16 protein-coding genes are annotated in these 18995 nt (G+C 51.7%); 4 read left to right on the forward strand and 12 right to left on the reverse strand.

Annotated elements, in window-relative coordinates; genetic code table 11:
- From DTHIO_RS07280 to DTHIO_RS07300, 5 genes are all read right to left on the reverse strand, one after another.
- Window positions 1-771: an OsmC family protein gene (locus tag DTHIO_RS07280; protein WP_008869681.1), complete on the reverse strand. Its 771-nt coding sequence runs from the start codon at window positions 769-771 to the stop codon at window positions 1-3.
- 64 nt (window positions 772-835) lie between these two features.
- Window positions 836-1201 carry a DsrE family protein gene (locus tag DTHIO_RS07285; protein WP_008869682.1) on the reverse strand — a complete coding sequence of 122 codons (366 nt, stop codon included), beginning with the start codon at window positions 1199-1201 and terminating at the stop codon, window positions 836-838.
- Between the two features lie 3 nt (window positions 1202-1204).
- A complete protein-coding gene (locus DTHIO_RS07290) occupies window positions 1205-1462 on the reverse strand; it encodes a sulfurtransferase TusA family protein (protein WP_008869683.1) in 258 nt (85 codons plus the stop codon).
- 607 nt (window positions 1463-2069) lie between these two features.
- Window positions 2070-2996 carry a rhodanese-like domain-containing protein gene (locus DTHIO_RS07295; protein ID WP_008869684.1) on the reverse strand — a complete coding sequence of 309 codons (927 nt, stop codon included), beginning with the start codon at window positions 2994-2996 and terminating at the stop codon, window positions 2070-2072.
- Window positions 2997-4111: 1115 nt separating this feature from the next.
- Window positions 4112-5014, reverse strand: a complete 903-nt coding sequence (locus DTHIO_RS07300; RefSeq protein WP_008869685.1) for a selenium metabolism-associated LysR family transcriptional regulator — start codon at window positions 5012-5014, stop codon at window positions 4112-4114.
- Window positions 5015-5503: 489 nt separating this feature from the next.
- On the opposite strand from DTHIO_RS07300, the gene DTHIO_RS07305 reads away from it, so the two are divergent.
- From DTHIO_RS07305 to DTHIO_RS07315, 3 genes are read left to right on the forward strand one after another with little or no spacing between them, the layout of a single operon-like run.
- Complete coding sequence (locus DTHIO_RS07305; protein WP_161598645.1) at window positions 5504-5707, forward strand: hypothetical protein; 204 nt, start codon at window positions 5504-5506, stop codon at window positions 5705-5707.
- A 45-nt stretch (window positions 5708-5752) separates the two neighbouring features.
- Complete coding sequence (gene fdnG, locus DTHIO_RS07310; protein ID WP_008869687.1) at window positions 5753-8791, forward strand: formate dehydrogenase-N subunit alpha; 3039 nt, start codon at window positions 5753-5755, stop codon at window positions 8789-8791.
- A gap of 13 nt (window positions 8792-8804) precedes the next feature.
- The gene (locus tag DTHIO_RS07315; RefSeq protein ID WP_008869688.1) at window positions 8805-9530 is read left to right on the forward strand and encodes a 4Fe-4S dicluster domain-containing protein; all 726 of its coding nucleotides are present in this window, start codon (window positions 8805-8807) and stop codon (window positions 9528-9530) included.
- Between the two features lie 111 nt (window positions 9531-9641).
- Here the strand turns inward: DTHIO_RS07315 and DTHIO_RS07320 are convergent, their stop codons facing one another.
- From DTHIO_RS07320 to DTHIO_RS07350, 7 genes are all read right to left on the reverse strand, one after another.
- Window positions 9642-10142, reverse strand: a complete 501-nt coding sequence (locus DTHIO_RS07320; RefSeq protein ID WP_008869689.1) for a hydrogenase maturation protease — start codon at window positions 10140-10142, stop codon at window positions 9642-9644.
- Between the two features lie 96 nt (window positions 10143-10238).
- A complete protein-coding gene (locus tag DTHIO_RS07325; RefSeq protein ID WP_008869690.1) occupies window positions 10239-11705 on the reverse strand; it encodes a Ni/Fe hydrogenase subunit alpha in 1467 nt (488 codons plus the stop codon).
- 86 nt (window positions 11706-11791) lie between these two features.
- Window positions 11792-12778 carry an NADH-quinone oxidoreductase subunit B family protein gene (locus DTHIO_RS07330; protein ID WP_008869691.1) on the reverse strand — a complete coding sequence of 329 codons (987 nt, stop codon included), beginning with the start codon at window positions 12776-12778 and terminating at the stop codon, window positions 11792-11794.
- A 1-nt stretch (window position 12779) separates the two neighbouring features.
- The gene (locus DTHIO_RS07335) at window positions 12780-13193 is read right to left on the reverse strand and encodes a hydrogenase iron-sulfur subunit (RefSeq protein WP_008869692.1); all 414 of its coding nucleotides are present in this window, start codon (window positions 13191-13193) and stop codon (window positions 12780-12782) included.
- A 19-nt stretch (window positions 13194-13212) separates the two neighbouring features.
- On the reverse strand, window positions 13213-14124 hold the full coding sequence (locus DTHIO_RS07340; protein WP_008869693.1) for a CoB--CoM heterodisulfide reductase iron-sulfur subunit B family protein: 912 nt from the start codon (window positions 14122-14124) through the stop codon (window positions 13213-13215).
- A 12-nt stretch (window positions 14125-14136) separates the two neighbouring features.
- The gene (locus DTHIO_RS07345; protein WP_008869694.1) at window positions 14137-14652 is read right to left on the reverse strand and encodes a 4Fe-4S dicluster domain-containing protein; all 516 of its coding nucleotides are present in this window, start codon (window positions 14650-14652) and stop codon (window positions 14137-14139) included.
- Window positions 14653-14662: 10 nt separating this feature from the next.
- Window positions 14663-16675: a CoB--CoM heterodisulfide reductase iron-sulfur subunit A family protein gene (locus DTHIO_RS07350; RefSeq protein WP_008869695.1), complete on the reverse strand. Its 2013-nt coding sequence runs from the start codon at window positions 16673-16675 to the stop codon at window positions 14663-14665.
- Window positions 16676-17217: 542 nt separating this feature from the next.
- Between DTHIO_RS07350 and DTHIO_RS07355 the strand changes: the two genes are divergently transcribed.
- Entirely contained in the window at window positions 17218-18816 is a 1599-nt protein-coding gene (locus tag DTHIO_RS07355; RefSeq protein ID WP_008869696.1) for a P-loop NTPase family protein, read from the forward strand.
- Window positions 18817-18995 lie beyond the last annotated feature (179 nt).

The raw sequence follows: 18995 nt of genomic DNA on the forward strand, positions 1-18995 counted from the left end.
CTAAACCACCATTAGTTTGATTTTAAGCTCCGTTCCCTTAGCCAGGGTAGCCGCCAGGGGTGAGCGTTTGACTGTTTTGCCCCAGGCATCTCGAACTTTTTCCTCGTCATCCATGCTGGAGGCATAGCACTTGACCTCGATCTCGCCAAAGCCGGGATCCCCTTCTTCCAGCCCCACATGGGCCAGGACATTGGTCAGCCTGCCCCGCACAGTGATTTCGATGTCGTCCACCTCTATGCCCTCTTTGGAGCACTCAGTGGCATACCCTGAAGCCAGGGCTCCGCCCAAGGCTCCCAGCAGGGCTTCCACCGAACAGGGATGTTCGTCCTTTTCTTCAAAGCTTATGGGCTGGCCCATGTTCCAGGAAAAATTGCGGCAATAGACAGTGCTCTTCTGGGATCCTGTAGAACGCGTCCTGACCCGCCATTCGTATTCCCTGGCCTTTTGTTTGTCCTGTTCTAAGGCTTCTTCCTCGGATACCTCTTCTTTCCCCGCGGACTCCGGCCGGCCCCGGCGGACGAAGTAGCGCACAAACCCGTCATCGTCCTTATGCCCCAGGTATTCATGGCTGGCCAGCCGGCACCAGGGGGGAAGATCGTCTTTTACAGTGGCATCCCGGCTGCGCAACTCCAGTATACCCCCCACGGGCACCTTGAGCATGTTTTCCTTGATCATAAGGCTCAGCCCTGATCCACAGTCCAGGTCTCCTCCATCGAACATATGATCCGGGGTGATATCATCCACGCTTATATTTTCCTTTTCCTGGGTCATAAACACCTCGCAGGGCATGGTATCCGCTTTGAAAAGCGGATACCATGCCGGCTGATCTTAAAGATTAATAGGCTACACTGGGCGACCCTGAAGCCAGCCACTCCACCAGGGCCGCACCTCCGGCCGGGGTTGCCCCTTCAACCAGATCGTCTTCTGTCAGGCCTCTTTTTTTCAAGCACGGGGTGCAAACCCATATCTTGCCGCCTGCGTTGACAAACTTGGTAACCAGTTCCTTGAGAGGAGCAAAAGGGGTTCCTTCGTCAATCTTTTCAGCCTCGCCTTTGACAGCGCAGTATACTCCGTCGCAACTGAGGAAAATCATGGTCTCCTTTTCGCTGCCCTGGGCGGCATTGGCCACTACAAAGCCCAATGTGGCCTTGTCTCCGTCGGTTCTGCAATGGGTGATGGTCACGCAGAATTTTTCAGCCATAGTTTACTCCTTTTTCAGTTGGGGTTTATATTCCACAAGATAATAGGGATGAGACATGTCCAAAAGGGCGTTGCCGGTCATGCGGCACCAGGCTGGAAACTCATACGGTGCCGCCGGATCTTTGGAGATGAGCAGGATGCGGTAGCCCGGAGGCATGGGTTTGAGATAGGTATATAGATTAATGATCACCCTGCCGCAGGTCTCCTCACCGCCGTCAAACTCATCGTCGAATTCCCAGTGTTCCGGAAAGGTTTCACTCATAATACCGCTCAATTATCAGCATGGATTTGATTTTTTAAATTGAGAGCCCTGCAAAATATCTTTTCGCGGCCCGAAAGCAATGGCTCATCGTCACCTGATTGAGACAAAAAATCATTTTTTAATGACAGACTTTAACAGTTACATGTGGCATGAGGACTGGCCCTCCCCGCACTTGTTTTTAAACGTGCCAGTCATCCTTCGGAAAAAGGTTTGGAGGTGCCCGTCCCCTGCTTTCCTTAAAAAGGGCCAAACTGTTAATAGCCAGTGAGAAATTGCAGGATAAACCTGTTACAGAAAGAAAATCAAAGGGACTTTACAATGAGGAAAGGTGTTTATCAAATTGATAATTTCAATTTAACAAGGGATGAACTATTATGTCTGTCTATGCAATCTTTGGTTATGTCCACCATAAATAAGTGCGGGACAGTCCCCGGTCACGCCAGAGGCGTGAGTGCCAGAAGCTACCACTGAAGACTCCCTGAATGCTTACGCTTATCCTGATTATCAAGGGCCACAGCAGAAAAGGCCCGGGACACTTCATGCATCCCGGACCTTGCTCTACGATATTCCCTGGCCTGTTCCACTATGCCCGTCGGGTGCAGGCTTTTTAATCTATCTCATAACTTCCATCGTCTTTGTAAGAAATACTGGCGTCAAGATAGTAAACATCCAGCTCCGGTCGTAAGTCGTCAAAGGTAAAGTAGGCCTCTCCGCTGCGGGCACCTGTGGCGCAAATAAGAACAATGGGTTTTTCCGATGTATCGAAATCATCCATGGCCTCCCGGATTTCTGCCACATTCATGCGCACAGCCCCTGGAATATGCCCCTTTTCAAATTCATCTTCTTCCCGGACATCGATCAACTGGATGCTGTCAGGGTCTGTGGCAAGAACCTCCTTGAAAAACTCTTCCTCAATGGACCCCGGAAAATCCCCTTCCTTTATATCCGAGGGCTCTGAGGGTTCTTCGGCACGCTCTTTAGCGGCAACATCAGCTTCGTCCGGCTCAGTTATGTCATCTATGGTCCAGGTCTTGAAGCCGCGATCTTCCCAGTCGGCATTGCCCTCGGGATATACAACCACATTTTCATAGCCCATTTCTTCAGCTTTCCAGGCTGAATCATGGCTCAAACGGCAGGCAGTATCCTGACAGTGGAAGAACAGGAGTACGGACTTGTCATCTGGCAATACCTGGTCTGCTTTCTCCTCAAACTCGCTGTCCGGCAGGCTCACAGCGCTTGGAATATGGCCCCGGTCATAGCGTGGGCGCTTAGGCCTGGAGTCAATAAGCAATACGTCATCCCTGGGCTCCTCCTGGATCAGATTGTCGCAGACGATGGACTTGACGAAATATGCATCAACATAAGTATGAAACGGATTGGGAACATCAACTTCCACCTCCACACTGGGAATGGGCTGGCCCGGCTGGTATCCCGCCTGGGTTGCCGGTTCCTTGTTAAGACATCCTCCAGCCAGAAAAAGGAACAATACTAAAGCCAAAATGGACAGTGATTTTCCTGATACTTTGTTAATCATTACAAAACGCCTCCCTGGTTGATGGTTAATAACTTTGGCTTTTCAGCAGTTCATCGTTATAGTTTGCATGTTCAAGCATTCAGACTTATTAGCAAGCTGTTAAATTTTACGGGACTATCTGCCCCTATCCGTCATTTTATGACGTTTCTCGCTTGACCTTGACTGTGATAAAAACCTGAGAGGAGAATTGCTCGTAAAGGACAGGGTGTTTATCCAGAAAAATTCTTTAGAAGCCAGGATAAAATGCAAGTAAGCGTAAAATTACTCCTGGACAAAGCAATATCTGGACCAACGATGTGTGTGCAGAAAAAACAATAATCTTTCAATAAGTTATAAATTCATAGAACGTACTGATAAAATTGCTGAGTTATAAATTTTTGAAAAAGCAGGCATCACTGTTTAAACAGTATATAATAATTGATTAAATAGTCATGGATATCTATTTGCAAAAACGATAGAAAGTAAAAATTACTATTGGTAATTATAATGATGGAAATATGTTAGACGTTACATTAAAAAATATTGATTAATAGAAAATAATGATAAGAAAACAAGCAATATATTATTTCTGTAGATACATTAGTGCATAAGAAAAAGAGTCTTTTTGCACATACATGCGACAGAAAGCAAAGAAATGAAAGGCCTATCAGGCCGGCATGTTTGAATTAATCTCAGATTGGAGGCTTCTGTAACCATTCAGGGGGTCCTCGATGTTGATAACTGGCACAAGGCCTGGGGACTGTCCCTCGCTGTGTAGGTCTGTGCAGGATCACGGAATTTTGCGCTTGTAATATTGGTGATTGTGAAGGCAATGTGTCGCGGGGACTGTCCCCAGGCCGATTTCGGCACCCCCTGAATGGTTACGGCTTCTTGCAGTTGCGTCTTTGATGGTGGATGTATGCTTGACGCACCTGCAAAAAGTCGGGGAATGAAAAATTCAGAAATCAATCACGCGCCCTGCCACGCGTTTGGCGTGGTTCGCGTGACATAACTCTTTTTTTTTACTGCCTGCCCCGTGAAATAACTCCTTGGAGTTCCCGAAGGGATTTCACTGGGGATCTCTGACGTCTGATCTCTGACATCTGTGACTGCAAAAATGACTTTTTGCAGTCACATCATGCTTCAGGCTTGATATGCTTTTCTACACTGTTCATCAGCATTCTCGAACAGCTGAACAGGGTTCTTGCTTTGTGGTGGATGAGATAAAAGCTCCTGACAATATCCAAGCCTGGTACGTCGATAATTGTAAGCTCTCCAGCTTCCAGGTATTCCTGTACTGCAAGAAAAGAGGTTACCCCGACTCCTGCTCCGGCAAGCACACATCTGACCATGGCCTCGGTGGACTGCACCAGGGCTGCAATCCGCAGATCGCGTAGTGAGACACCGCAGTTCATCATGGCGCTTTCAAAGGCATTTCTTGTCCCGGAGCCTTTTTCGCGTTGTATCCAGGGCAGGTCCTTGAGGTTTTCAGGGAATACTGTCTCTGGCAGGTCCAGTTTAAGGTCCTGGCTGGCCACCACATGCAGTTTGTCCTTTAAGAGCAGTCTGTGTTCAAGATCGAAATGATCCACAAACCCCCCGACAATGCCGAAATCAAGGTTTCCGGCCAGAACTTCCTGGCAGATCTCTATTGAATCCCCGATTCGCAGGTCAACGCAGACCTGGGGATACTGCCCGCAGAAATCTGAAATGACCATTGGCAGAAGATAGTTGGCAGGTATTGTACTGCCGCCTACAACGACCTTTCCGCATACATGATTGTTCAGGTCATGAATGTCTGTCCTGGTCTGTTCTATAATCCTGAATACATTTCTGACCCTGTCATGAAGGAGATGTCCAGCCTGCGTGGGAATAATCCTCCTGCCGATCCTGTCAAAAAGCTGAACCCCAAGCTCCTGTTCAAGGCTCAGCACATGTGTACTGATGGTGGACTGGGACAGGTAAAGGTCTTCACCAGCCTTGGAGAAACTCTTCATTTCATACACGCTCAAGAATGCCTGAAGTTTACGCTGGTCCATAAAAGATATTCCTTCCTCAGTGCTGTTTTAAACCTCATGTGGCTCGGATACCAGCCTGCCATAAACAACCATTAAGAATCTCTTAAACGATTACGTTCAGGGAAACCGTTTCAGATTCTTAAAAAAATAATCAAAACTCTGCAAACAATCCAATTGAAATACATAATGCTAATCAGCTAATCACATCATCAATATCAATCCAAATACAATAAATATGGCATAAAAGCCATTTTCTATTGATGAATATTTTTATGAAGACTGGAAGTCTATTGATTTAACTCAATACTGAAGAAATAATTTAATCTTGTTTGTAGATAAAATCATTATTTAACATCAAAAATGCATACAACTATCTAAACAAAGTATTGGACGCAAAAATGGATGACTGATAATAAATACCTATATGCATGCAGAAATCAGTAAAAAACTTAAAGTTAAAAATCTAATCTTCTGAACCATTAAAAAGCAGAAAATGAGATAACTATGTCCATGCTCAATAATACCCGCACAGGACTGCCTTTCTTCGGTCTTGGTTATGACATGAATTCCGTGACGGTATTTGCATACTGCATGGACTATAAAAAATACTATTTTTCTCCGATATATAAAGGGTGGTACCACTGCATCCCTGTTTACTGCGTTTCAGGTTATGATCTCCAGATTTTTCTGGGACGTCAGATCAGGGGACAGTAGTGGCTGTCATATCTGTGTTAATTTTTTAACTGAACAGGAGGCACTATGATTTTGAATCGCAGGGGATTTATCAAACTATCAGTAGCAGCCGGGTCATTTCTGGCCTTTGCTGGCCTGGGTTTCAATATGAAGCCCACCACGGCCAAGGCTCAATTGCTGCGCATTAACTGGGGCAGGGAAACCACGAGCATTTGCTGCTATTGCTCTGTGGGATGCGGTCTCTTGGTGCACACTTCTAAAGAGGGCCAGGGCCGGACCATCAATGTGGAAGGCGATCCGGATCATCCCATCAGTGAAGGTTCCCTCTGCGCCAAGGGGGCATCGGTCTATCAACTGGCTGAAAATGAAAACCGCCTCACCAAGGTCCTGTACAGGGCACCTTACACCGACAAATGGGTGGAAGCCCCCTGGGACTGGGCCATTACACGCATCGCCAGAAAGGTCAAGGAAGCCCGGGACGAAACTTTTGTCAAAACCAACGACCAGGGACAGGTGGTCAACCGTACCGACGGCATCGCCCACGTCGGCTCTGCCGCCCTGGACAATGAAGAGTGCTGGTATCTGCAGGCCCTGATGCGCAGTCTCGGCCTTGTGTACATCGAGCACCAGGCCCGCCTGTGTCACAGCTCCAGCGTACCGTCCCTGGCGGAGTCCTACGGCCGCGGGGCCATGACCAACCACTATACCGATCTCATGAACAGCGACTGCATCCTGATGATGGGCGGCAACCCGGCTGAATGCCATCCGGTCACCTTCAAATGGATAATGAAAGCCAAAGAAAACGGTGCCACCCTCATCAGCGTGGACCCCCGCTACAACCGGAGCTCCAGCAAGGCGGACATTTTCGCCCCCATGCGCTCCGGCACGGATACCCCTTTTCTGTTGGGCATGGTCAAGTACATCCTGGACAACGATCTGTATTTCAAAGACTACGTGGTCAACTACACCAATGCTGCGTTTCTGGTGAATCCCGATTTCTACTTTGATCCTGAAGAAGGGCTTTTCAGCGGCTTTCAAAAGAAAAGCGAGACCAATTTCGCAGTATTTGGCTCCTATGACAGGGACTCCTGGAGCTTTCAAAAGGACAATGACGGCATACCCAAAAGGGATACCTCCCTACAGGATCCCAACTGCGTATTCCAGCTGCTCAAGAAACACGTTGAACGATACACCCTGGACCGGGTTTCCGAAACCACTGGTACACCCAGGGACAAGCTGGAAGAGGTTTACAAGGCCTTCGCCGCCACCGGCGCTCCGGACAAATCCGGGACCAACACATACGCCATGGGCTGGACCCAGCATACCATAGCTGTCCAGCTCATCAGATCCATGGCCATGATCCAGCTGCTGCTGGGCAACGTGGGCAATGCCGGCGGCGGAGTCAACGCCCTGCGCGGAGAATCCAACGTCCAGGGATCAACCGACAGCGCCCTGCTCTATCATATCATCCCGGCCTACAATCCAACCCCCAGGGCTTCCTGGCCCACTCTGGAGGATTACAACAAGGCCAACACCCCGGTCAGCCATGATCCCAAGAGTGCCAACTGGTGGCAAAACCGGCCCAAGTACATAGCCAGCCTTTTAAAGGCCATGTATCCGGACAAGGAACCGTCTGAGAGCTATAACTACATGCCCAGGCTGGACGCAGGACAGGACTGCTCCTGGCTGGTCATGTTCGACCATATGCACCAGGGCAAGTTCAAGGGGTTGTTCGCCTGGGGCATGAACCCGGCCGTGAGCGGAGCTGATACCAACAAGACCAGGGAGGCCCTGAGCAAACTGGACTGGCTGGTCAACGTAAACATCTTCCACAACGAGACGGGTTCCTTCTGGCATGGTCCGGGCATGGACCCAGGCAGGATAAAGACCGAGGTCTTCATGCTCCCGGCAGCGGTATTCTACGAGAAAGAAGGCTCAATTACCAATTCCGGGCGCTGGGCCCAGTGGCGTTATGAAGGCCCCAAACCCCTGGGGGGCAGTAAGCGCGATGGGGACATGATGGTCATGCTGGCCAGAAGGCTCAAAGCCCTTTACCAGGAGGAAGGCGGAGAATTCCCGGAACCCATTGCCAATTTTAACCTGGACAATATAGTCACTGACGGTAAATTTGATGTAGAAAAAATGGCCAGGCTGCACAATGGCTACTTCCTCAGGGATAAGACCATCGATGGCACCACCTATAAAGCCGGCACCCAGGTGCCGAGCTTTGCTCTGCTCCAGGACGACGGATCCACTGCCTGCGGCAACTGGCTGTACTGCGGTTCCTTCACCGAGGATGGCAATTTGATGGCCCGCCGGGACAAGACCCAGACGGACATGCAGGCCAATATCGCTCTATTCCCCAACTGGTCCTGGGCCTGGCCGGTGAACAGGCGCGTGCTGTACAACCGGGCCTCTGTGGACAAGAACGGCCGGCCATACGCTCCGGACAAGGCGGTCATCAAGTGGCAGGACAACCAATGGGTGGGTGACGTACCCGACGGCGGCTGGGGACCCAGCGAGAAACACCCGTTCATAATGACCACAGAAGGCTATGGCCGCCTCTTTGGGCCGGGCCTGGTGGACGGACCATTTCCGGAACACTATGAACCCCTGGAATGTCCTTTTGAAGAGCAGCCTTTTTCAAAACAGCTGCATAACCCCGTGGCCCTGCATTTCGAAGGTGAAAAACGGGCCGTGTGCGATCCGCGCTACCCCTTTGTGGGCACTACCTACAGGGTGACCGAGCACTGGCAGTCCGGGGTCATGACCCGCTGGACCCCCTGGCTTCTGGAATGCATGCCTGAACTCTTTGCCGAAATCGATCCGGAGCTGGCAAAGTTGCGGGAAATCAACAACGGCGACAAGGTTATCGTGGAAAACCCCCGCGGCCGGGTGAAGGCAGTGGCCATCGTCTCCCATCGCCTGGCACCCTACAAGGTCATGGGCCAGAACCTGCACATGGTTGGCCTGCCCTGGCACTACGGCTGGCTGCAGCCCAAAGACAGTGGGGACGCGGCCAACCTGCTCACCCCGGCCGTAGGCGACGCCAACACCGGAATCCCGGAAACAAAGGCCTTCATGGTCAACATCCGCAAAGCTTAAGGAGGAATTATTCATGGATGGAAAAGGATTTTTTATAGATCTGACCAAGTGTACGGCCTGCCGGGGATGCCAGGTGGCCTGCAAGCAGTGGCACAAGCTTCCGGCAGAAGATACCAGGAACTGGGGCTCATACCAGAACCCCAAAGACCTGTCATTTATCACATACAAGCTGGTACGCATGGAGGAAGCGGTTGAAAACGGCAAGATCAAGGACTGGCTTTTCTTCCCGGATCAATGCCGTCACTGCATAGAACCTCCCTGTAAAATGGTCGCGGATATGGACGACCAACAGGCAGTACTCCATGACGACCGTACCGGTGCAGTCCTGTTCACCTCCAGGACCAAGAATCTCTATCCCGATGAGATCAAAGGGTCCTGTCCCTACGATATACCCAGGGCTGACCAGGAATCGGGCCTGATTTCCAAGTGCGACATGTGTTTTGACCGGGTTATGAACGACAGGCTCCCGGCCTGCGTTCTAGCCTGTCCCACTGGCACCATGCACTTTGGGGATATGGACGAGATGAAGGAATTGGCTGAAAAGAGGCTGGAAGAAGTCAAAAAGATCTATCCCGAAGCTGTTCTGGGTGACCCCCGCTCAGTGCGGGTGATATACCTCTTCCAGACCAGCCCGTCCAAGTTCTATCACTCTGCCGTAGCCAGCCTGCATGGACCCAGACGCTTCACCCGCAAGGAGGCCTTTGCCAGGGTGTTCAAGAACCGCAGACCGCCGGTTTAAACTTCTATCATGCAAAGGGGGCCGGATCTCATCCGGCCCCTTTTGTTTGGCAATGCAAAGCCAGGGCCAAGCCTGACCAAGACTATCTTCCATATTCAGCCAGGGACTTGTTCAACAAGCTGTTAAATTCTTTCCGCCTGTATGACTTACGGGTACAGGGCTTATAGTTGCGGAAATAATGTCCACTGCCTGCTGTACAGCCTGATCAACACAGGGACTCATAATATCCGTGAACTCGTCAATCCTCTCCACTTCTATCAGAAATATCCTTAGTTCCCCGGGCATTTCATCCGGAAACAGCTGATAAGCGGTCTTGAGAGTCGCTCCAAGGGTTATGGCGTGGGAACTGGCCAGGCTTTTGGATGAAAAGATGTCCTCGATCCTTACTTCCATAACTGTACCCGGCTTGTTTCCCAGCCTGCATGCGTCAACAATAAATGCCCGATCATAACTCATAAGCCTGTCCATGACCTCGAAGCCCACGGTGTAAAGCTCCTGGGTATCAACGGAAAGGCCCAGTTCAAAGACCCGCCGGGCCACCTCCAGCCCGGCCCGGTCGTCCTGCAGCAGAGGGTTGCCTATGCCCAGGACAATAGTTCTAACATCATTCATGCTGTATGCCTTATTAAATAAATTGACGCAGGTGGCCTGCCCCGGACGCAGGTGTGCAAGGCGGGAAGACAGGCTTCCCGCCTTGTGACCCCATACTTAAAAGTTCTTCATTTGCTTGTACAGTTCACCGCTGTTTTTATAGATGTTTACCTCCACCGGCTGCTGTCCTCCGGTAACCGTATGCGTGGCGCAGGCCAGGCAAAGGTCATAAGGCCTGAAGGCCATTTCCACGTGGTTCAGAAGGGCCTCGCTTACATTTCCATCCTGAATAAAATGCCGGGCCGCGGTTTTTACGGCCAGGTTGATGGGTGCGTTGTTGTGGGTTGTGGACACAATAAGGTTGGCATTCTGAACAATCCCCTGGTCATCAGTGATATAATGATGAACCAGGGTGCCCCTGTTGGCTTCGAGAATACCTACCCCCTCACCGGTGCAGGACGATGGCTGGTTCCAGATATCGCTGCCGGTTATCTCCGGATCCCTGGACAGCTCCAGGCATTTTTCAGCGGCTGCCAGCACCTCGATTGCCCTGGCCCAGTGGTAAGCCTGGATATAATGCACGGGCCAGGCTCCAAAAGTATCGTGAAACTTCTCAAAATGCTCCTGGGCCAGCGGGGTGCTCATGGAATCCACCACGTTCATCCTGGCCAGGGGACCCACACAATATATATTGGTGTCCGGGCCGCTCTTTATCCCGTCCCAGCCTCCAAGTTTTTTGTTATAAGGAAACTTGAGATAGGACCAGGGCAGGACCCGTTCGGAAATAAAATCAAGGTATTCTTTGCCGCGAAAAGTACCCACAACATTGCCTTGGGCGTCTATGGCCTTCTGGGTACCGTCATATAGAGCAAAGCGGTTCTGCTCATCAACGGTTGCCATGTTGCCCACTTCGACCCTGTACATTTCTCCTGTGACCAGTTCCATGTATTTGGGATTCTTGAGCACCACGTCATCAAAGACCTGGAGGGTCAGCTTGCCCAGTTCCACCAGTTCTTCAGCCCATTTTTCGATCTGGGCCCGCTCTTCTTCATTGATCCTCTTGGACCATCCTCCTGGCAGGGCCGCAACAGGATGATTGGGCTTGCCGCCCAGGAGTTCGAAAATTTTTACGGCCAGGCCGCGTTTCTGAAGAACAAGTTTCCCTGTTTCCGCACCTACAGCCTTGATAAGGCCCACCAGGTTGCGTTCTGCCGGGGATGCGTCCGGACCCACTACGAAATCCGGAAAACCAAGGGCATAAAGCACAGCAGTATGGTCTTCCACTGTATGAGCGCTGTAGAAGAGTTCCCTCAGTTTTCTGCCCGTAGAGGGCGGAGCGACGCCGTAGACATCATCCGAGGCCTTCATGGAACACAGGAAGTGCACCGCCCGGCAGACTCCGCACACCGTGGACACGGTCCTGGGCACCTCCTCAATGGGCATGCCCTGCAGAAACTTTTCATACCCGCGAAATTCCACTGTCTGGAAAAAGGCATCGTCAACATTGCCATTTTCATCCAGAAAAATGGCGATCTTGCCGTGCCCCTCCAGGCGGGTCATGGGATTGATCTCTATCTTTTTCACTTTGCTTTCTCCTTTGATTTGACCCCTGTTTAGACCCGGTGTCTTTTAATCAGGGCTGCTGATCCGCCCATATCACGCCTCCGGGACTAAGCTTTGTTTCCAGGGGTCAGTTTTTGATTGAGTATTCCACTTGAATAAGAGTAGCGGTAGCAGAACTTGGCCATATCGTTGAATTTGGCGATAAGCTTTTCTGCTGTCTGATCATCCTTGAGACTGGAGGCCACCATGGACACGCACCTGGCTCCATAATCCCTGACTCCGGGAATAGGTCCGCCACAGCCCCGGCAGGGAATATTAACATTAAGGCACGAGGCCTGGCAGTCCCCCTGAGTCACCGGACCGAAACAGATATAGCCCTGCTGGAGCAGGCACTTGTCTTCATCGGGCAGGCCTTCCACGGTCCTGTAAACCTCTCCTATGGGCAGTCTCTGCTGGTCATGCTCGGCCGGATTGCGCTTGCACACATCGCACACAGCCTTGCCCGAGGTCAGCCATGAGCCTTTGGGAGGCAGATTGCCCGAAACAACCGCCTGGATGAGCTGGAAAATAAAATCATGATGCGGAGGGCATCCGCCCACATAGTAGTCTACATCTACAAGCTGATCTATGGTGCTGACCCTTTTGGTGAATGCAGGCAGGGTCAGATCATACTTTCCTTCCCAGAGGCACTGCGGTTCAGGCAGTATCCCTTCTGGATTGTCCGTGCTGAAAGTGTCCTTATATGCCTGGTCAAACAGTTCTTTCTTGGAATGCATATCTCCCAGGGCGGCTATACCGCCCAGAGATGCACACGCCCCGAAGGCCACCAGGGTCTTGGATTTCTGGCGGAGCACCTTGACCGTGTGTTCGTTTTCGGTGTTGCGGACCATTCCGTCCACAAAGGCCAGATCAATGTACCCGTCCTCCATGGCTTCCAGGTCCTTGTATTTTACGTCGGCCACTGTGGGGGCCCAGAAAACCACCTCCAGGTGATCCAGGGCGTCCACCAGCCTTTCGGAAATATCAACCAGGGCCGTTTCACAGCCGGCGCATCCTCCTGCCAGCAGAAAACCGAACTTAATTTTATCAGCCATTTCATTTACCTCCCTTGACCGGATTGGGACCAAGCTCCTGAAGTTCCCGGGTGAATTCCTCCACCACTTCGGCAAAACGCTTGCCCTCGGCCCCGGAAATCCATTCCAGCCTGAAACGCTTGGGATCAAACCCTGCGTCCTCAATCATTTTCTTTAGTATGGTCATGCGGCGTGAAGTCTTGTAGTTGCCTTCCTTGTAATGGCAGTCGCCGTAGTGGCAACCCCCGATGAGCACGCCGTCGGCCCCCCTGGCCAGTGATTCCAGGACGTATTCCGGCTCCACGCTGCCCGAGCAGGGTACTCTGATGAGCTTGATGGTGGGTGGATATTTGCAGCGCAGATTGCCGGCCAGATCCGCCCCGGCATAGGTGCACCACTGGCAGGCAAATCCCACAATATTTGGACTGAAAGACATGAATTTATCCTCCTGGTTGTCATTTCTGGATTTTTCTCTTCTCGCTCTGAATCTCGGCTATGACTGCATCCCTGGGGGTCTGGCTGATGGCCGCCACATGAGAGGGATCAAAGCCCAGGGCCAGGGCCAGCACCTGGGTGTAGTAAAAAACCGGGATCGTAAAATCGATAACCCCGCGCTCCTTGAGTATGGGCTGAGACATGTCGAACTGCAGAAAGCAGGAGGAGCATGTGGTGACGATGAAATCGGGATCAATCTCTTCTTTTATGGACAAAATCTTGTCCGTGAAAAGACCCAGCGACTTTTCCACGTCAGTGGTGCGCATCCCGCCCATTCCGCAGCAGTATTCCAGCCGGCTGTAATGTGGGACCTCAGCGCCCAGGGCCTGGGTAAGTTCTTTTAGAATGGTGGGAAAGAAAGGATTTTTTTCTTTGACCTGGTAAACGTCCGAAGGCCACAGGACGTGACACCCAGGCTGGATGGCAGCTTTGAGGCCCTCAAGGGAATAGGTCAGGCCCTGCCTGATCCTGTCAGTTCCAACCTTTTCGTGCAGGACGTGAGAAACATGATACACTCCCGCTGACCCCTCGAACCTGCGCTCAATGGCCTGCAGCTTTTCATTGACCCGTTTTTTCCTCTCCGGGTTATCCTCAATAAAGTGCTTGGCTTCGCTCAGGACTCCGAAACAGCTGTTGCAGCCCGTCATGAGATCCAGCTCTTTTTCTTCGGCGAGGACAATGTTGCGAGAAGAAATAGCGCACCAGGTATCCATGTCAAAAGATGGAGCCGTTCCCCAGGCCGGGCAGCACGAAGCTCCCTGCAGGTCTTCAAGCTCCACGCCCAGGGCCGGAAAGACCTTGCGGAAGGACTGCTCGATGTCCGGGGCTTTAAAGGGGATGTTGCATCCCAGATACATTCCATATTTTTGCATTGCCGGCCTCCTTTAAAATATCCCCAGCTCGCCCATGGGGCTGTTATCCAGCAGGGTTTGAATCTCTTTCTGAGCCTTTTCATTGTATGCCGAGGTAGGCGCTTCCGGGGGCAGCCCCACCTTTGCCCTCAGTTCCCGGGCATCGGTAAAGACTGCATGCCCGTATGCGTGCAGGTTCATCTGGCTGGTAATGGCCGATGTGGAAAAGGCCAGGTCATTGGCCTGGTAACGCCGGAAGGCGAAAACCACTTCCTGGGGCCTGACCCCCTGGGGGCAGACTTCCGTACACCTGTTGCAGGCCTGGCAGCCCCAGGATGAACTATCCTCGATAATCTCCTCCAGTTGTCCGTCCAGGATTTTCTTTATGAGCATCCTGCACAGTACCGGAAAACCGGCCTTGACCCCCGGACAGACAGCGGAGCATGCCCCGCACTGGACGCACCTGAGAAGACCGTGCCCTCCCAGGTCCATGATGGTCTTGACCCCTTCCGAGATCTTGTCACTTTCAAGTTTTATATACTCAGACATTTTATTCCTCCTAAACGGTTAGGGCTTCTATCTGCGCGTATATCTGCTCCTCTTCGTATCCATGCAGTACTATTGCTGCGGAAGGACAGGCAGTGGTGCATACGCCGCATCCCTTGCACGCAGTCATGTCGATCTCCGCCCGGGGATGATCGTCCACCATTTTCATGGTGATGGCGTCATAAGGGCAAAGCGGCACGCAGATGCCGCATCCGCTGCATTTTTCCGTGTGCACCTCGGATATGATGGGTTCAATCTTGACCTTGCCCTGGGCCAGGGGGACCGCAGCTGTGGCGGCTGCACCCTTGGCCTGGGATACTGAATCGGGAATGTCTTTGGGTCCCTGGCAGCAACCGGCCAGGAAAAGGCCTTCAACGGATGTTTCCACCGGACCCAGCTTGGGATGCAGCTCCCGGTAGAAGTGAGAGCCGCAGAACTGCAGACCCGTGGCATGGGCCAGTTTCTTGGCCGTTTCCGGTATTTCAATTGCCGTGGCCAGGACCACCAGGTCGGATTGGTACTCCACCGGCACGCAGCCTTCCATGTCGTAGGCCAAAACCCTGAGCCTGTCTTCAGGCAGGACTTCCAGTCCCCCTACCTTGCCTTTGAGTATATTTATGCCCATTTTGCGCGCACCGGTGTAGTATTCGTCGTATTCCTTTCCCGCTGCCCGGACATCAATGAAATGCATGTAGATATTTAAATCCGGGTACTTCTCCTTCAGGAGCCTGGCCTGCTTGACCATGTACATGCAGCAGACCCTGGAGCAGTAGGTATGAAACTTTTCATCCCTGGAGCCCATACAGGAAACAAAAGTGATGGTCTCCGGGACTTTGTTGGCTGTGGAGGGCATGTAGAGTTTGCCCCCTGTTGGACCGGTGGCTGAGATGAGCCTCTCCAGCTGTAGTGCGGTAATGACGTTGGGCGAGTCCGGAGCCATTTCCTTGAACCACTTTTTGTCCATGACCTGAAAACCCGTGGCCACCACAATACTGCCCACCTTGACCTCTTCAATGCTCCCCTGGGGGTCAAGCTGCTGACTGCGGTCAATGGCATCCGCAGGACAGACTTTCTGACAGGGAGCAATCATGGGATTGCCTGTTTTTTTGCTGATCTTGGGTTCGCGTCCCAGCTTGTGTCCGGCGCAGTTGATGCAGCTTTCCACGTCAAGCACAGCCTTTTTGGGGACAGCCTGAGGAAAATGAATATAGATGGACGGGCGCTGATCCATGCCGTGATTGAATTCATTGGGCACCCGCACAGGACAAGAGGTGGCACAATCCCCGCAGCCCGTGCATTTCTTCCAGTCTACATAGGACTGCTTGCGGCGGACCTTGACTGTAAAATTGCCGATGAAGCCCTCCACATCTTCCACTTCACTGTAGGTCATGAGCTTGATGTTGGGGTGGTTGGCCACATCCACCATAAGCGGGGTGAGAATACAGGCCGAGCAGTCATTGGTAGGAAAAGTCTTGTCTAACTGGGCCATAATGCCGCCGATGGACGGATCCTTTTCCACCAGATAGGTGGTGTAGCCCATGTTGGCCAGTTCCAGGGCCGAGGAGATTCCGGACACTCCCCCGCCGATGACCATGGCCGCCGGGGTTACGTCCACGTACTTTTCTTCCAGGGGTTTCAGCCTGGAAGCCTTGCCCACCGCGCTGGCCAGCAGCCTCATGGCCTTGTTGGTGGCTTCTTCAGGGTTGTCTGGGTGGACCCAGCTGTCCTGGTCCCGGATATTGGCCATTTCAAAAAGGTACTTGTTCAGCCCTGCTGATTGCACCGCCGCCCTGAAAATGGGCTCATGGGTCCTGGGCGTGCAGGCGGCAACCACCACCCTGTCCACCAGTCCCTCCCGGATATCCTGTTTGATCAGTTCCTGCCCGGAATCGGAACACATGAACAGGTCTTTGCGGGCTACAGACACTTCCGGCAGGGTCTCGGCAAAGGCCCTAACTGTTTCAATGTCAATGACTCCGGCGATGTTCGTGCCGCAATAGCACACATATACGCCAACTTTTGCCATGGTCTACCCCCTTGATTAAATAATACTTCCACTGGTTAAACCGTTCATAATACCTTGAGGGACAATTAAGCCGCAATAAGACCAGCTGATTATCCCGGCCCAAGATTTTATGCTGCAGAACCTCCTTTATGCTACGAAACTGTTTTGCGTAACACGAGAATTTCATTGAGCTTTTAAGTCGACACTTGCTTCTTTCGTGAAAAAAAGTCCAATACATAATTTTAATGCAGCCACAACAAATGAATTACGGTTTTCAATAGAAAAAGGAGGATGAGGCAGGGGTAGCCATTCAGGGGGGCTCGGTGGTGATTACTGGCACCAGACCAGGGGACTGTCCCGCACTTATTTTTCCAACGCCAACAGCTGAAAATGTTTCATCAAAAAAATAAGTGCGGGACAGATACAAGAGATTGGAAACAGCTAATTTTTCTTGCCGAAAGTAACCATCTCAACCTTTGATCTTGCAAAGCCAAAGTTTTGGATTTAATTTAAGACCTGAAAATGGCAGGTCATTTGCCAGTCAACCACAGGAGACTTTTATCATGGCCCGTTTTTTTAACAATGCCGGTCCTGTCAAGCCTGAAATCCACTATACCATTGATCCTCTGCAGCGGGTGGATTGGGAGGAGATTTCCGGTTACATTGATCAGCAGCGCTACTTTGTTCTGCATGCACCCAGGCAGACCGGCAAGACCAGCACCCTGCTGGCCATGATGAAGGCTATCAATGAAAAGGGCCGCTACCATTGTGCCTATGCCAATATTGAAGGGGCCCAGGCAGCCAGAGGTGACGAGACCAAAGGCATTCCGGCGGTTTGCGATGCTCTGGCAGACTCTGTGGAGCTCTATACCGACCACGCTGACCTTAAATCCTGGTATAGAAGCAATAAACAGGAAATTTCCCCTCAACACCTGCTAGCTTCTGTTCTTAGACAGTGGGCCATCATTTCCTCCAGGCCTGTAGTCCTCCTGCTGGATGAAGTGGATGCCCTCGTAGGAGACACCCTCATATCTCTTCTACGTCAGATCCGCTCCGGTTATGCCCAGCGACCCGAGGCTTTTCCCCAGAGCATAATTCTCTGCGGAGTCAGGGATGTGCGCGATTATCGCATCCATCAGGCAGGCGGGGAAATCATCACTGGCGGCAGTGCCTTTAATATTAAATCCGCATCTATTCGCATGGCCAATTTCACCATGGAAGAGGACCAGGACCTATGGCTGCAGCACACAGAAGAGACCGGCCAGGCGTTTGAAGAAGATATCTTTCCAGAACTGTGGGAGGATACCAGGGGCCAGCCCTGGTTAGTGAATGCTCTTGGCCATGAAGTGACCTGGAAAATCACGGCCTCCAGGGACCGGACCAGAAAAATCATCCTGAACGATTATCTGCAGGCCCGGGAAAATCTGATTCTATCCAGGGCCACCCATCTGGACCAGCTGGCGGACAAGCTGCGCGAGCCCCGGGTGCACGGGGTAATTGCCCCTTTGCTGGCGGGTGAGGAAACCTTATTGCAAGTTCCGGATGACGATCTGCAGTATGTGAAGGACCTGGGGCTTATCAATCTTCGTCCCAGTCTACACATATCCAACCGCATCTACAGGGAGGTCATCCCCAGAGAACTTACCTGGCCGGTGCAGACCATGATCAGCAACCAGGAAACAGTCTGGTATGTAAAAAAGGACAACAGCCTGGACATCCATAAGCTTTTATCTGCCTTTCAGCAGTTTTTCCGGGAGCACAGCGAGATATGGGAAGAGGGATTTGATTACAGGGAAGCTGCTCCCCAGCTTCTGCTTCAGGCCTTTCTGCAAAGGATTCTTAACGGCGGGGGCAGGCTCCTGCGTGAATACGGCCTTGGCCGTAAACGCACAGACCTGATCATTGAATGGCCTCTGGATCCGCAAAAGAACATGTATGGACCTCTGCAGCGGGTGGTGATTGAGCTCAAGATATTGAGGGGAGACCTGGAAAAGACCATTCAGACAGGTCTGGAACAGACAACGGATTATGCTGACCGGGCAGGCGCGGACGAAGCCCACCTGATTATCTTTAACCGGGACAGGAATGTTTCCTGGGATGATAAAATCTTCAGGCTCGAAAAAATCTACAAAAATAGAAACATCACTGTCTGGGGAGCCTGACACTGAGGACAAGTGACTGAGAAACCTGCGGGGTACAGGCGAGGCTTCGGCAGTTGCGCATCCCCTTTATTCCGGGGAAAACTCCCCTTTAAGGGCGGTAACTGTTTTTTCAGGCATCAGGATGTGAGCCTGACTCAGGTGCAGTTCAATTTCCGGAGTTTTGTTTATGATAATCATGT

This window comes from Desulfonatronospira thiodismutans ASO3-1 (assembly GCF_000174435.1).
Lineage (GTDB): Bacteria > Desulfobacterota > Desulfovibrionia > Desulfovibrionales > Desulfonatronovibrionaceae > Desulfonatronospira > Desulfonatronospira thiodismutans.